Here is a 15,300-nt window from a genome sequence, read left to right as displayed (position 1 = left end):
GGGAGTCTGAGTGGGAGGCGAGCGATGTCGCCTCATTCGGGGTGAATGTCGACTGTCAAAACGTTGTCCAGCTGTGGGCGCAACAGAAACCCCGCCTGCAACGGGGCTGCAGGCGGGGTTTCGAGTGTTTTCAGAGCTCGGATCGACGGATCAGTTTTCTTCGCGGATCGAGATGTCTTTGAACTCGACCGGGTCATTGTGGCCGGCGAATCCGAAGTGGCCGGAGGTGCGAGTCTTGCCTGGGTGAGCGCTGCCAGCCATGTAGTCTTCGATCTGGGAGACATCGGCATCGAGGATCACGTTGCCGTTCAGCTCCACTCGGATTGTGGGGCCAATCACAGTCACTTGTTGGAAGTTCCACTCACCAGTCGGACGCAGGTAGCCGCGTTTTGCAGCTGCCATGCCATAAGCCGAACCGTGGTACTGACGTTCATCCAACTTGGCGTAAGCGGGGTGATCGTTGTCCAGGACTTGCAGTTCGGTCATCGCGGCATAGGCCGGGTTGCCTTCTTTGGGGGCTCGGATGGCCAAGCCGTTGTTGCCTCGTGCTGGCAAACGGAACAACAAGCGAGCTGAGAAGTCGCTGTATTCCTTTTCGGTCAACAGATTGCCACCGCGGCCCTTTTGGCATTGGACGGAACCGTTTTCGGTGACTTCGTAATCGTTGACGGCTCCGATCCAACCATCGAGGGTCTTGCCATCAAACACGGAAACGAATCCATCGTTTTGGTTGGCTGCCAAAATCGAGTTGGCTTCTTCTGTTCCCAGAGGCCGCACTTCCAGGTTTCGCCAGCGGATTTCACCGCCGTGCGTTTGCAGTTGGATGGGGCCCGAGGGGGGCAATGGCTCGTCACGCCGCCAGTAGTTTTCCATGATTGCGTGATCGACGGTTTGCTTGCCGTTCAACCACACCGAGGTGCGTGAACCGACTTGGACGATGTGCACGGTGTTCCATTCGCCGAATGGCTTGTCAGCCAAAACCAAGGGGTCTTTGCCGGGCGCCTTGGGCGAGTTGTTCCACAAGGCTCCGCTGCCCAGGTTGGATCCGATGTTGAACTTGCCTTCGTCGGTGTAGTCCCAGATCTGGACTTGCGGGGTGCCCTTCAAGTAGATGCCGCTATCTGCTTTCGCGACGGTGCGGTACTCGAGTTTCAACTCGTAGTCCGAGAAGTTCTCGTCCGTGGTCAGGTAAGCCCCGTGACCGTCGTTGACCAATTCGCCGTTCTCGATCGACCAATGTTGCTTGGCGTCCGCGGTCCATGCTTCGATCTTCGTCGCACGTTCTTCTTCGGACAGTTCGGCGAGTTTGTACGGGTCAAAGTGGGGTTGGCCGTGCCATCCCGTCATGTCTTTGCCGTTGAACAACGCCGTCCAGCCGGACTGGGCGTCGGTGGCGTCTTGGGCATGAGAAGTCGTGAGGGCGGCAAGGCACAAGGCCACGCAAAGTGGCAAGCGATGGTTCAGGTGTAATTTCATGTTGCAACGTGGAAGTGGTAACCAGGATGAAGTGAGTCGATCGAACGCACGCGTGGCAACGTGTCGTTCATGCATGGCTGCTCGCCAATGTCCGGCGACGAAGGCGGGAACCGCTGGGACGATTGAACGGCCGATGACGCTGGATGCAGGCCGAGTCGGCATGAGGAACCAGTGGGCATCAAAGTGTTCGAGGGAGGTGGGCAAAAATCAGGCGGGGTTTCAGACGCGATCTCGCAATGGAGGTGGGAGAAGATCCGAAGTCCTCGTAGGATAGTCATTTCCGAGTCGCTGATGTTGCGGCTGACCGCCAATCGCTGAAATGTGCCGTTGATGTCCGACAGTCCACCCTTATCCGCCGCACCGCCTGCCCACGTCGTCCTGTATCAGCCGGAAATCCCCCAGAACACGGGGAATATCGGGCGGACCTGCGTGGCGGTGGGGGCCAAACTTTGGATCGTCGAACCGGCTTCGTTTCAGTTCGACGAAAAACGATTGCGTCGAGCCGGGTTGGACTACTGGCAGTACCTGGACTGGGAACCGGTCCCGTCCTGGGAGTCTTTGTGCGAACACCTGGATCCGGAACGGTTCTTCTTCTTTTCAAAGTTTGCGAAGCGGACTGTTTGGGAAGCCGATTTCACGCTGGGAGATGTGCTGGTGTTCGGCCGCGAAACCAGCGGGTTGCCCTCGACAATTCTGAAACCCAATGACCCGCGAGCGTTGCGGTTGCCGATGAGAGAACAAGTTCGAAGTTTGAACTTGAGCGTCACCGCTGGAATCGCGTTGTACGAACACCAACGTCAAACAACGGCGATTTCGTAGCAGCACCGAGTCACGCTCTGAATGCTTGGACGCCGGACGTCGCGCATCAATGTGGAGTCGCTTGGCCGAGTGGGCGTTGGACGAGCAAGCGTGTTCCAGGGAATCGTTCTCTCCAGTTCCGTGCGGTTTGTTGCGCAGCCTGTTCTGATTCAAACCAAGTGAATACACCGGGGCCCCAACTGCTCTGGCCAACCCCGTGCAATCCAATGGCGATCAATTGTTCTATCAGTTGGGTTGTGGCTTCGCCGTTGTAAGGACCGCCTTGAACCGGGGCGAACAGTTCGCCACTGGATCGGTTGTACTGGGTGACCGCCTTGGCGAAGCTCGGGAAGTCCACGCGTTCGATAGCGGGGATCAGCTGTTCTGTGAGGATCCCGACGAGTCGTGACCGATCATCATCGTGTGCCGGGTGCAATGCATCGAATTGTTGTTGTTCTTCGTCGCCGCTGATCGTTTCTGCGGAAGACACTTCGTCCATCAACACCACTCCGACTCGCCATGCATCAGGAAGTTGGATTCGTTGGTCGATCGGGTTGAGTTGGGATCCCGTCGATCGTTGGCGGTCGAGACCTTCCACGATCAAACCGGGGTCGAAGAACCCGTGCGAACCGACCGCACTTCGGCGACCTCGGTTGGCCAACTGGAGGACTTGTTCTCGAGCGGGCGTTTCACCGGATGTTTGTTTCAGCAAGGCATCGGCAATGGCAAGTGACAGCTGAGTCCCGCTTCCCAAACCATGGTGTGATGGAGCGGCGTGAAGGACTTCGATGGCAACCGCCGGAGGCGAGTCGTTGCCAGTCATTTGTTGCCAACGGTGGACGATTCCGGCAATTCGGTCGCGATGTCGCACGTCCGATGCGAAGGCGGAGGCTGCACTCACGCGAACGCGTGTGGGCGGACCATCGATCATCACCCCGCAACCGCCAAACGGCGGGGCGACGTCCAGCAATCCAAAGTGCAAGCGCGCTCCCGTTTGAACTTCGATGCTCATGAGACCTTCGTCTCTCGCACGTGTCGCTCAATCAGTTGCAACGCTTCTCGTTCGTCGTCGCCGCCTGTCTTGTCAACGGCGATCGCGGCACGTCGGAGTTCTTCTGCGATCTCGCCGTCCGGCAACAGATGCAGACGCGTCGCGGCGATTGCCGCTTCGATCACCGCGTGTTTGGCACGATTGAATCCAAAGAAGGGATCCACGATCTGGGAATCCAAGCAGCTCGCTGTCAGTTCATGTCTGGGCGGTGTGCCGGCACGCTGCGTCACGCGAATCGCAAACCAGCGATGGCAGCGCGTCAGCCGAACGTGCGAGCTTTCCAGTCCAGGCACAGGAATGACCAACTCCGACGCATCAACACTTCCAATTGCTGTTTTCGCGATCAACAAGGCGTCGTCGATCACATGAATCACCGCGTTTCCGTTTGCCAGTAGATTCGTGCAGGTCGTGGAACCTTGGTAGGGCCGCAGCAAAAAGGTGGGCAGACCGCCTGCCGTAGCAGGCGGCTGCACGATCGGGCCCAGAGGAGCCAGGTTGACGCGTCCAATGGCGTCCCGGGTGGTGACCAGTGATTCCAAAATCATGGACTCACGCCTCCGCCGGATTTGGTTGGCGAGATTGACACGGTCGGCAGTGCGCTGCGTTGGTACCGCGAATTGCGAGTGAGCGGGTGAGCATCGGGCTGATGACGTTGGGCCAATCCGATGAAGTGTTCGAACATCGCCAGTCCATCTTGGGTCAACAATGATTCAGGATGAAACTGAACCCCGTGCACGCAGCGCTCGTGATCCGCCAACCCCATCACCAAGCTCGGATCGTCGGCGGCCCAGGCGGTGACTTCCAAAGACTCGGGCAAGGTGGTTGCATCGACGCGGAGCGAGTGATACCGCCCGACTTCCAATGTCGACGGCAACCCCGCAAAGACGCTGGCGCCACAATGCCGGATGGGGACCGCCATCCCGTGCATCGGCGGGCCGACGATGACTTTCGCCCCGTAGGCAGCCGCGATCGCCTGATGTCCCAAGCAGATTCCCAAAATGGGAATGCGGCCAGCGAGTTGTTGGACGACTTCGAGAGAACAGCCTGCGGACTCGGGGCCGTGGGGACCGGGCGAAATCACAATCGCACTCGGATTCATCGCGACAATTTGTTCGACCGTCAGCGTGTCACTGCGGACGACTTGGGTTCGCAGCCCTTTGCCGGGCTCGTCTTCCATTGGCAGGTTGTTGCCAGTGCGGTTCCGACGAGCAGCGACGCGTAGATAACGCGCCACATTGTGAACGAAGGAGTCGTAGTTATCGAGTAACAGGATCAACGAGCAACAGTATCAAAACGGCTTCACGGATGGTTCAGCCAATCGCGAATCAACGCCGCGGCTTGGCGAATTTGATCTTCTCGATCAATTTGACCACCTGGTCACCGTCTTTGTAACCACTGACCGCGGTGATCGCTCGAATCACGTATTCGTACCGCAAGTTGTAATCCGTGTCGATTTCGATTTCGGGCCCCTCGCCCGCTTCGACCTCCATCGGCGTTGACGAACCGATCATCCCAACGACCTTCGCACGCAGTTTGTCGAAGCTGGTCGCGTCGTTGCCCATCTGGATGTCATTCAGTTCAATCCCGGCCAGGGATCCTGCGGCGTCGGATCGAAGTCGCAGTTTCAACGGCAGGTCGGTTGGATCCAGACTGCTGCTGCCCTGACCGGCCAGCGGCATCTTGATGCTGAAGTCGCCTTCCATCTCAACGATTTTGAACGTCATCACAAAGAAGATCAGCAGCAGAAAGACAATGTCAATCATGCTGGTCATGTTCAGCTCTGTGCCCTGGCTGGTTTCGCGATTGCGAATCTTCATGAGCGATCCTCTTTGACCCGCAACGCAAAGTTTTCCAGCTTGGAATCCTGGCAGACGCGAATGATCTCTTGGACTTCTCCGGCGGCAACGTCTTTGTGCCCCCGGATGATCACGTTGGCATCGCTGACCGCCTTGCCTTCGGCACGAACCACGGCCAGTTCTCGTTCCAGACCAATGCGGAGTGTTTCGGCGGTGTAGTCGTCGCCACCCAGGAAGATACGACCGTCGGCACCCACATGCAAAATGATCGGGAACTCGAGTGCCACTTCGGGTGGTTTGACCAACCGACTGTTTGGCAACACAACGTTGTCGTTGGCTTCTGTCTGAGCGAAATTGATCAGGACCATGAAGAAGGCGATCAACTGAAACGTCATGTCGATCATCGGCGTCATGTCACCTTCCGCCATGTCGACTTCGGTGCGTTTGACTCGCATCAGCCGCGGGCTCCGGACTTGGGCGTCAGGTCTTCGAATTTGCTCATTAGATTTTCGCTTTCCACGCCCACTTCCAACAGCAGTCGAGCGACCCGGTTGCGAAGGATGTTGTAGGCCGCGATCGCGGGAATCGCGACGGCGAGTCCAACCAGTGTGGTGAACAAAGCGGTTGAGATACCGGCGGCCAAATCGGATGGCTTGGGCGTCGATCCGCCGGTCGCGATGACTTGGAACGAGGAGATCATCCCTTGGACCGTTCCAAACAACCCGATCATGGGCGAAAGGTTGCCAATCAATGCCATGTAGCTGAGTCGGTGCTCGAGCTTCATGCTTTCCTCTTCGCCGACTTCCTGCATCGCTTCGAGAGCTTTGTTGTAGCCTTTGCTGACCTTTGCCAACCCGGCCGCCAGAACCTGGCCAAGCACGGATTCGTCGGCTTTTGCTAGGTCATACGCACCTTGGTTGTCGTTGGCCGCGATTCGTTGACTGAACTCTTCGACCAATTCGGTGGGGCAGAGCGTGTCGCGTCGTGCCGCCAACATGTTCATGACGAACAGGGAGACAAGCGTCACTGACAGTGCCAAGAACACGATCAGGTAGGCGGCCCCGAGTGATTCAAAGACCCACTCCAGCAACGATTGATCGGCGGCAGCGGGGGCTGTGTTGCCGCCACCAGGGTTGGCTGCACCGACATCGCCAGCAGGTTGTTCTGCGGCGCCGGGACCGGCTGGCTCGACAGGTGCTTCCGCGACCGGGTCTTCACCGAACTCCGCCATCGCATCGTCTTGTGCGAAGCTGGTCGTGAGCGACGTCCCGAACAAAACCAAAGAAGCGAGAACGAGACCCACAGAGAAGAGCCAAGTTCGAGGAGCCAACAGTTCAGCAGGACGCATCATCGATGAAACAACCACGGAAGGAGAGAAAAGTCGAGTGGGTACGGATCAGAATAATCCACGCTGACGCCCGTCGCACCACCCCTGAGGCGGTTTGTGCCCCCAAAACTCGGTCGGTGGTTCCGATTGGACGGTTCATTCCCCCGAATCGTTTCAACTTCCATGAGCATGGGCCGTTTGAAGGGACCCACTCGGCGGAGAGTTGTCACGGAGGCTGGTCGTCAGACATTCGCATGGTCACCACTTCCGCGAAGAAGAGTTGCGAACGATACAATAACGATTGAAGACCGCGTTTGTTCTCACGGACCGGTGGATTTCGCCCGCACGCTTTGGAGCGATGGTGAGGCTGCCTCGTCTGACAAGACGCAACGACGGTTTGATTTCCTGGCAACGAACATGACCTCCCATCAAAGATCGAGACCCCCATCATGCGAAGCGAATTGGACGCCGCGATTGCTCACCTTCATGAACAACTCGCCGACATTGACGACTTGGATCCCGCTGAAATCGAACGACTGAAAACAGAACTCGACGAGATTCGTGAAACGCTCGATGAACAAGACGTGAACTCAGCGACGTTGGCTGAACGTTGGAAAACGCAAGTCGAACATTTCCGCGAGTCCTATCCTGTGCTGACCGAAAACGCGGGCCGCGTCGCGGACATGTTGGCCCAAATGGGAATCTGAACGTGGTTCGATGAGATGCTTCCGTGCGAGGCATTGTCGACGGTGGTTGATCTTGTCCGAGGTTCCTACAATCCGTCGTTTTCGACCGTGTTCTCTCGCATTTTGAAATCGATATGTCGTCAGCACCCGTACTTCGCGTTGCCAACCCTCTGAATGTTCCTGACAGTGACGCCTTGCGTTTTCTGCCAGAAGGTCCGATGGCGATGGTGGGCGACGGCAAATTGTCATGGGTGGGGATTCAGCACGGCGCCGATGTGACTCACGGCAGCATCAACGTGTTGGACCTCGCCACGCAATCGAATCAATCGTTCGATTTGCCGGGACGCCCAGGGTTCGCGTTTCAATGTCAAACGGCGGGCAAGTTTGTGGCCGGTGTGGAACGTTCGCTCGGGATCTTTGACACCAACTCCGGCGAGTGGACGCCGTTCTGCGAGGGCGTGGACGAGGACGTCACCAACACGATCATCAACGATGGTTTGGCATTTGACGACAACCTTCTTTTCGGAACCAAGGACTTGGCGTTCGCGGAGAAGAAGGCAGGGTTGTACCTGTATCGCGGGAGTGACCAACAGTTGATCCGCCTGCGTGACGATCAAATCTGCAGCAACGGCAAGATGATCCGCCGAGATGAGGCGGGCAATTTGTTCTTGATCGACATCGATTCGCCAACACGAACGATCGTGGAGTATTCGTTGGACGTTGCTGCCGGAACGCTTGGCGAGCCTCGCGTGGTGTTGGACCTGACCAGCGACCCGGGCGTCCCGGACGGTGCGATTTTGACGCCCGATGGCAGCGGCATCATCGTCGCGATCTTTCATCCCGGTGTGGCGGAACACGGTGAGACCCGTCTTTACGATCTGGCGAGCGGCGAGCTTCGTACGGTCTGGCAAACACCCGGGTCGCCGCAAAACACCTGTCCGGCGCTGGTGCCTCACGAAGGCAAACTGAAGTTGATCATCACAACCGCCGTTGAGAACTTCAGCGTGGAAGATCAAGCCAAGTGCCCCAACGCTGGACGCCTGTTCGTCGGCGAAACGGACTACGTCGCGGACGATTCATTTGAACGGACCACGTGGCCCGTGTGAGAGTGGGCGAGAAGCCGTACCGGCATTAGCGATGCCGCGCGGCGTTGGATTTGTGAGCCGCACGGCGTTCGCCGCGGTTGGCATGGGGGGCGATGGGGGCGAGTTGGTCGCTCGCTTGGGAGGTTGGGTTGGTTTGGAGTTTGGTTGATAACCGGGCCTAACGGCCTGCGGCTCACTTGGGCGTTGGTTTGTGAGCCGCACGGCGCTCGCCGCGGTTGTGTGCGGGTACTGTGGCGAGGTCGTTGTTGGTTGGAAGGTTGGGGCTGTGGGGGATGATGTGGTTGGTAACCGGGCCTAACGGCCTGCGGCTCACTTGGGCGTTGGTTTGTGAGCCGCACGGCGTTAGCCGCGGTTGGCCTGGGGGGCGATGGGGGCGAGTTGGTCGCTCGCTTGGGAGGTTGGGTTGGTTTGGAGTTTGGGTGGTAACCGGGCCTAACGGCCTGCGGCTCACTTGGGCGTTGGTTTGTGAGCCGCACGGCGTTAGCCGCGGTTGCGTGCGGGTACCGTGGCGAGGTCGTTGTTGGTTGGAAGGTTGGGGCTGTGTGGGATGATGTGGTTGGTAACCGGGCCTAACGGCCATCGGCTCACTTGGGCGTGGATTTGTGAACCGCACGGCGTTCGCCGCGGTTGTGTGCGGGTACTGTGGCGAGGTCGTTGTTGGCTGGAGGGTTGGGGCTGTGGGGGATGATGTGGTTGATAACCGGGCCTAACGGCCTGCGGCTCACGTCGGCGTTGGTTTGTGAGCCGCACGGCGCTCGCCGCGGTTGTGTGCGGGTACTGTGGCGATATCCTTGATGTTCGTCAGGTACTTGTCTGATGCCGAATGCGTTTCGTTGCGCGAACAATGGCCATGCGTCGGTGCTTCGTGATCATTTCGGCCGGGCGCTGGGACTGCAGGCGAATCTGTGTGCGCAGCGGTTGTCGTCGCCAATGATGTGACCCTGGAAGGTTTCAAAGTGAATTCCGAGCCAGTCGCCTTTTTCATCACCTTCACGGTCTACGGCTCCTTTTTGCAGGGGGATCGGCGGTGGTGGCGGTCGCGGACAGAGGGTGCCAAATCACCGCAGCCACGGCTTGAGCAATGGCATCGGGACCGACTCAAGCACGACGTTCTGTTGCTGCGACCCGATCAACGTGATGCGATCAAGGAGGAACTCACGCGGCTCTGCGACCACTGTGGTTGGAAGCTATGGAGAGCCAACCCGCGTTCCAATCATGTGCATGTTGTCGTCACGGCTACCGGACTGGCCGGACGCAAGGTTTTGAATCAAATCAAGGCAAACTGCACCCGCGTGTTGCGAGAACGCTGGCCCGTCTATATCGGGCGTCCTGTCTGGACGTCGGGTGGTGATTGCGAGTTCATCGATCAAGAGGATGAACTTGAACGCGTCGTTCGCTACGTCGATGAGGCGCAAGATCGAGTTGGACGCGATGGGTGACTGGTTGGGAGGTTTGGTTGATAACCGGGCCTAACGGCCTGCGGCTCACGTGGGCGTGGATTTGTGAGCCGCACGGCGTTCGCCGCGGTTGGCCTGGGTAGTGATGGGGGCGAGTTGGTCGCTGGCTTGGGAGGTTGGGTTGGTTTGGAGTTTGGTCGATAACCGGGCCTAACGGCCTGCGGCTCACTCGGGCGTGGATTTGTGAGCCGCACGGCGCTCGCCGCGGTTGTGTGCGGGTACTGTGGCGAGGTCGTTGTTGGTTGGAAGGTTGGGGCTGTGGGGGATGATGTGGGTGATAACCGGGCCTAACGGCCTGCGGCTCACGGGGGCGTTGGTTTGTGAGCCGCACGGCGTTCGCCGCGGTTGTGTGCGGGGACTGTGGCGAGGTCGTTGTTGGTTGGAAGGTTGGGGCTGTGGGGGATGATGTGGGTGATAACCGGGCCTAACGGCCATCGGCTCACTTGGGCGTTGGTTTGTGAGCCGCACGGCGCTCGCCGCGGTTGGGGTTCGGCGCGGGGCGTGATGGGGGCCGGGACGAGTGGGAGGCGGTTTCAGTGCAGTGGACGGATCGAGATCGTGTCGATTCCGGCCATCCAACGTGCGATCGCCTGTTCGTTCTTGCCCGTGATCTTGATTTGAATGGTCACCGGCTTTGCAGGCGACAGTTCGACTCGGTCCCAGGTGATCGGGGGCATGACTTTGACGTCGCGGGAAAATCCGTCGAATGACTTCTCGGGTTGCTCGTTGAGTTTCAACGTCAACGTGGCGTAATCAATCGCACCCGTCAGATGCATTTGGATTTCAGCGGGGCCGTTGATCTGATGAGGCACGGTCAACGTCAACGTCGATCCCACCTGGCCGCCGGTCCACCAAAGGTGGTTGTCGGCCGACCATTGATCGTGGAATGGCTTCATGTTTTGGTCTTGGATTTGACCGCCTTGGACATCTGCGGAACGAATCAGGCTTTCCGCTTCGATTGCCCACTCGCGGGTGTACGCAGGACCGGGGCTCATCAGGTAGCCAAACAGGTCACGGACTTGGTTGGCTGTCAGCGGTTCGAGTTGTCCCTCGGGCATCAACGAGGTCTCCGAAAGCTTTTCGATTTCGACGTCTTCGAGTGGCAGCACGGAAATCTCCGAGGTCGTTTGCACCGTGACGGCGTCTTCATTGCGAGAACGAACCAATCCGGAAACGACTCGTCCGTCGGCCAACAAGAACGTGGTCATTTGATAAGCGTTGCCGATCACCGCATTGGGTTGCAGGATGTTTTCCAACCAATAGTTGACATCGCTGCGGTTGGCTCCGGTGAGGTCGGGGCCAATCGGTTCGCCCTCGCCAAACAGCCGATGGCATTTGCCACAGTTGACCTCGTAGAGTTTCTTGCCTTCGGTGCGGTTGGCCGACGCAAGCTTGGCAGGCGTCAGCATCCCGGCGTACTTTTGGTGCCTCTGTTTGGCTTGTTCACTGGTCGCTCCAATGCGTCCCCACGCAGCTTCCAAACGCTTGCGTGCTGTGTCGTCTTCAAACGGCAACGACAGCACATTGCGGATCGCATACGCCGGAACGATTGTTGGTGGGATCACGTTTTCTTCCATTGCCGCGATCAACTGAATGGCAGAGTCGGTCCGTGAGGTCAGGGTTGCCAACGCATCGGATTGCTTTTGCGGGGACCAAGCTTGAAATCGTTCGATCAGCAGCGGAGCGATTTTGGGTGAGTCATACGAAGCGAGACCGCGGACGGCGTGGGAGCCAATGTCGCGATCGTCGATCAAGGTCAACAACATTTCGCCGAGCTCGGGATCTTTGGCTTGCGCGAGCAGTCGCAACGCCTCCATTCGAGACGAAGCCAGTTGGGCGGGATCAGTCAGAATCTTCCGTAACTCGGGCAGAGCCGATGCGTCTCCAAACTGGATCGCCAAGGCTCCGGCCAAATCCTTTGTGCTGGTCGCCGAGGCTTTCTCCCGCAGCAGTTGTGAAACCTGAGGCCATGCGTCCGGCATCGCGACCCCGCCACGACTGCGCGCCGACTGCAACAACTCCTCCAGCATCCAGTCGAATTGATTGTTCACGGTGGCGTCCTTGTCCAATCCCTCAATCTTGTTCCTGATGGATGCCACCAAGGCTTGCCGACCCTCGGGGGTGGTGGCCGTGCGACGAGTCACGAACCGTTGCAGTGGTTGCCAATTGCCAGTGGACACCACGCTCATCACTCCAGCGGGGTCAACGTCGATGACCGGTTCGATCCCGTACCAAATCAACCAAGGCAGGTTGCGGTCGTTTTGGTCGATGACATGGTTCAGCAAGCCACTCGCAAGACCGAGGCGTTGTGATTCTGGGATGCGTTGCAGAAACGACGCGAGGTGACGACGCGTGACCGGTGACGATTCAGTTGCCGCCATTCGTTCCAGCTTTCCAAGCAATGCGTTCGACAAGGTTGGATGCCCCTCACCGATCAACTGGACAGCCCAACCGCGAATCACCGGATCGCTGTCATCCAACAACGTGGCCAGGTCCGTTGCGACGTGGACGTGATTGGATTCTCGCGAACGTTCGACTGACAACAATCCGGATGTCCACGCCGTCCAAACGGCCTGCAGACGCTGGCGACGCGGCAACTCGGATTGAACCATCGCGGTCAGACTGGACGCCAGTTGGGCACGGTCCAGTGTGCCGGCAGCAGCACGCTCTTGTAGAATGCGTTGCGACTGACGCACGAAGTAGGCGTTGGAATGCTTCAGGTTATCGACCAGTTGATCGACGCTTTGTGTCGACAGATCAAAGCGATACGGTTGAAGGTCGCCGTAGCGAATTCGGAAGAGGCGACCATTGGTGCGGTCCCAGATTTCATGGTCACGGTGGTGGCAGGTTTGGTCGTCGTGCCAATCCGATGAATAAAGGGCGCCGTCAGGGCCTTGCATGATTCCCACGCCAATTTGTTCGTGGTCGTGGGACAGCATGAAATCAGGGCGGTGTCGACCGATGTAGCCGGATCCCTCCGTTTCCAGGTGCTCGCGAACGATTCGGTGGCCGTGCAAGTTGTGGAAGAACAATTCACCGCGGTAGTGAGCCGGAAATTCATCGGCTTGGTAGATCGTCAAACCTGCGTGAGCGTGTCCGCCGCCGACCATGGACGTGGTTGCGACCGTGCGACGAACCAAATCACGGTCAACTTTGTTGGCTGAATTCGCTGATTGGAAAGTGCCGTCCCCGTAGTGCAGGTGATCGGCGATGGTTTTGATGTCGTCGTAGGTGTGTGGGTTGAAGTGTTGCCCGGCTTGGCGGAAGTAACGTCCGCCGTGCGACAGATGAAACAGGTGTGGAATCACACAGGCACTGATGAACCAATCGCCGTCTTCGTTGAAGTCGACGCCCCAGGGGTTGCTGGTTCCATGTGCGAACACCTCAAATTCGTGTCGCACCGGATGGTATCGCCAGACGCCCGCATTCAGCGGAGTGCGATCTGCTTTTGCGGTGCCGGGTTTGCCAACGTTGGAATGCGTGAACACACCGTGGCAACCGTACAGCCAGCCGTCCATTCCCCAGGTGAAACTGTTGAGCGTTTCGTGAGTGTCCTGGTATCCCCAACCGTCCAGCAAAACGGTGGGTTCCGCGTCGGGCACATCGTCGCGATCCGCATCGGGATAAAACAACAACTCGGGAGCCGCGCCGATCCAAACGCCACCGAAGCCGACTTCGATGCCGCTGGCAAGGTTCAGGCCTTCCGCGAAAACTCGGTGCGTTTCGAATGATCCGTCACCGTCGGAATCCTCGAGGATCAAGATTCGATCCTTGCCTTCGCCTTCGGGAGCCTTGGTGGGATACGTGTTACCTTCGATCATCCAGATCCGGCCGCGATCATCGAAGCACATCGCGATGGGTTGCACCAATTCTGGTTCGCTGGCAATGACATCGACCTCGAATCCGTCGGGCAGGTTCATGTGCAGAGCAGATTCCGTCGGACTCAAACCAGTCGCGTATTCTGTTTGCGGCAATTTGGGGGTTCGCCAACGCTCGGCGACGTGACGCCGTTTGTCTTGGGGGACGTCGCTGAGGTCGGTTTGGAAATGGACCGTCAAACCTTTTTTGTTTCCCGTCAGGACATCCACTCGTCCGTCGCCGTTGATGTCGGTGGCGATGACTTCGACTCCCACGCCGGAGGTTTCGTGGATGATATGGGGAATGAATTCGATGCCGCCGGGTCGGTCGCTCTTCACATTTCGGAACCAAACGACCAAGGGAGCCTGCAGACCGCCAGGGTCTTTGCCGGCGTGGGCGAGGTAGCGTTTGCCGGTCACAATGTCACGTCGCCCGTCGCCATCGACGTCAATCGCTTCCAAGGCATGCATTTGAGACGTGGCGTAGCCGTGTGGATTGCTCATCGACGATTCGCCGCTGATTTCGTGCGGAACGAACTGACCTGCTGCGGTTTGTTCGAACCACGCCAACCCGTATCCGTGGGCGTTCTTGGATGTGACCAAGTCGGAATCGCCGTCGCCATCGAAATCGTGGACATGAATCTGAGCGCCTCCGCCGCCGTACGGTTGTGCGATCCAGCTATGTCGCTGCCACAATTTGGTTTTCGTTGCCGAGTCGTCGGTGTCCGGGTGTTTCCACCAGTGCTGGCGATCGATGATGTCGTTTCGCCCGTCACCGTCGATGTCGCCGACACCGAGTCCATGCCCAAAGGGTTCGATTGCCGTGCCGGGTTCCGAGATCGCGACCCATTTCCAAGGCTGGGTCGGATCATCCAAATCGTCCGCCGTGTAATAGCCGTAGACGCGATCGCGAGCGCACACGAGTTCAGGCAGTCCCCCGGGAAGGAGATGCACCCAGGCAGGAGATTCATTGGAAACCCGCGGGGCAATGATGTGAGATTTCCAAGTTGGGCTGTCAGCGCCGAATTCGATTTCACCGGGATTGATGTACAGGGTGGCGTTGCGCCCCGGGAAACCAATCGAGATCACGTCCGGGTGGCCGTCGTCGTTGACATCGCAAACGTGAGAAAAGAAGTGTTGGCTGTATCCAGCCACCGGAACCACGTTCGGTTCTGCCAGGGCATGCTGAGCTTGAAAGTCCGGGCCTGCGAACCAGACCGGCCCGTAAACCAGGTCATTCAAGCCGTCACCGTTCAGGTCGCCCACCGCGGAGCCTTCAGCGAAGAACTGATCGCTGATCTGCTGCGATTCCCAACCAACGTGTGTGTCTTCGAGGCGGGGCGGTTCTTGCTGTGCAACGACGGGACTGGCAAGCAATCCGAGCAGCAGTGCTGCGCAGCCCAGAATGGCTGAGCAGGACAGCGAGGTGGGGCGAGCCATGAACGCGAACAGATTCATGTCAAAAAACCGGTGGGAGGGCGAGGAAGGCGGATTGTCAGGTGGGACCGCGGATTGGAAGCGGCAACGGCAATGCGACGAGGATCAACGAAAGCGGAAGCCACGTTGGCGTTCAGATTGCGAAATGAGACCGACAAGTCGGCTTCATTTCGCCGATTCTTAGCCCGAAACCGTCAGGACCTGATCTCCATTTCTATGGTTCTTTGCCAGTATGACTGATTCTGTGCCCCTAGGGGGTAACGACGCGTGATTCATCGCTGGTATTATCTGGCCAGTTTCCTACCTCCC

12 protein-coding genes are annotated in these 15,300 nt (G+C 58.3%); 4 read left to right on the top strand and 8 right to left on the bottom strand.

Annotated features, from left to right (window positions below; genetic code table 11):
- Nucleotides 1–150: 150 nt before the first annotated feature.
- The gene (locus tag PSR62_RS16830; protein WP_443217285.1) at nt 151–1,476 is read right to left on the bottom strand and encodes a 3-keto-disaccharide hydrolase; all 1,326 of its coding nucleotides are present in this window, start codon (nt 1,474–1,476) and stop codon (nt 151–153) included.
- Between the two features lie 330 nt (nt 1,477–1,806).
- On the opposite strand from PSR62_RS16830, the gene PSR62_RS16825 reads away from it, so the two are divergent.
- Complete coding sequence (locus PSR62_RS16825; RefSeq protein WP_274404169.1) at nt 1,807–2,295, top strand: tRNA (cytidine(34)-2'-O)-methyltransferase; 489 nt, start codon at nt 1,807–1,809, stop codon at nt 2,293–2,295.
- Between the two features lie 46 nt (nt 2,296–2,341).
- Here PSR62_RS16825 and PSR62_RS16820 read toward each other — a convergent pair whose 3' ends face one another.
- Genes PSR62_RS16820 through PSR62_RS16795 form a run of 6 tightly spaced genes read right to left on the bottom strand, consistent with a single transcriptional unit; the run spans nt 2,342 to nt 6,472 of the window.
- Entirely contained in the window at nt 2,342–3,286 is a 945-nt protein-coding gene (locus PSR62_RS16820; protein ID WP_274404168.1) for a GHMP family kinase ATP-binding protein, read from the bottom strand.
- Nucleotides 3,283–3,870: a DUF447 domain-containing protein gene (locus tag PSR62_RS16815; RefSeq protein WP_274404167.1), complete on the bottom strand. Its 588-nt coding sequence runs from the start codon at nt 3,868–3,870 to the stop codon at nt 3,283–3,285. The genes PSR62_RS16820 and PSR62_RS16815 overlap by 4 nt, the downstream gene beginning before the upstream one ends.
- Nucleotides 3,867–4,601: an anthranilate synthase component II gene (locus PSR62_RS16810; protein WP_274404166.1), complete on the bottom strand. Its 735-nt coding sequence runs from the start codon at nt 4,599–4,601 to the stop codon at nt 3,867–3,869. Before PSR62_RS16810 ends, PSR62_RS16815 begins: the two co-directional genes overlap by 4 nt.
- 49 nt (nt 4,602–4,650) lie before the next feature.
- Nucleotides 4,651–5,142, bottom strand: a complete 492-nt coding sequence (locus PSR62_RS16805; RefSeq protein ID WP_274404165.1) for an ExbD/TolR family protein — start codon at nt 5,140–5,142, stop codon at nt 4,651–4,653.
- Nucleotides 5,139–5,576, bottom strand: a complete 438-nt coding sequence (locus PSR62_RS16800) for an ExbD/TolR family protein (RefSeq protein WP_274404163.1) — start codon at nt 5,574–5,576, stop codon at nt 5,139–5,141. Before PSR62_RS16800 ends, PSR62_RS16805 begins: the two co-directional genes overlap by 4 nt.
- A complete protein-coding gene (locus PSR62_RS16795; RefSeq protein WP_274404162.1) occupies nt 5,576–6,472 on the bottom strand; it encodes a MotA/TolQ/ExbB proton channel family protein in 897 nt (298 codons plus the stop codon). The genes PSR62_RS16800 and PSR62_RS16795 overlap by 1 nt, the downstream gene beginning before the upstream one ends.
- 425 nt (nt 6,473–6,897) lie before the next feature.
- Between PSR62_RS16795 and PSR62_RS16790 the strand changes: the two genes are divergently transcribed.
- The 3 genes from PSR62_RS16790 to PSR62_RS16780 all read left to right on the top strand — a co-directional run bounded on the left by PSR62_RS16790 (nt 6,898) and on the right by PSR62_RS16780 (nt 9,679).
- Nucleotides 6,898–7,155 carry a DUF4404 family protein gene (locus PSR62_RS16790; protein WP_274404161.1) on the top strand — a complete coding sequence of 86 codons (258 nt, stop codon included), beginning with the start codon at nt 6,898–6,900 and terminating at the stop codon, nt 7,153–7,155.
- 113 nt (nt 7,156–7,268) lie between these two features.
- A complete protein-coding gene (locus PSR62_RS16785) occupies nt 7,269–8,240 on the top strand; it encodes an SMP-30/gluconolactonase/LRE family protein (RefSeq protein ID WP_274404160.1) in 972 nt (323 codons plus the stop codon).
- Nucleotides 8,241–9,196: 956 nt separating this feature from the next.
- Nucleotides 9,197–9,679 (top strand): transposase, encoded by a 483-nt coding sequence (locus PSR62_RS16780; RefSeq protein ID WP_274404159.1) that lies wholly within the window; start codon nt 9,197–9,199, stop codon nt 9,677–9,679.
- A 551-nt stretch (nt 9,680–10,230) separates the two neighbouring features.
- Here PSR62_RS16780 and PSR62_RS16775 read toward each other — a convergent pair.
- A complete protein-coding gene (locus PSR62_RS16775; RefSeq protein WP_274404158.1) occupies nt 10,231–15,012 on the bottom strand; it encodes a PVC-type heme-binding CxxCH protein in 4,782 nt (1,593 codons plus the stop codon).
- Nucleotides 15,013–15,300: the final 288 nt, after the last annotated feature.

Source organism: Rhodopirellula sp. P2 (assembly GCF_028768465.1).
Taxonomy (GTDB): domain Bacteria; phylum Planctomycetota; class Planctomycetia; order Pirellulales; family Pirellulaceae; genus Rhodopirellula.
This window is presented reverse-complemented; position numbering and strand designations above follow the sequence as displayed.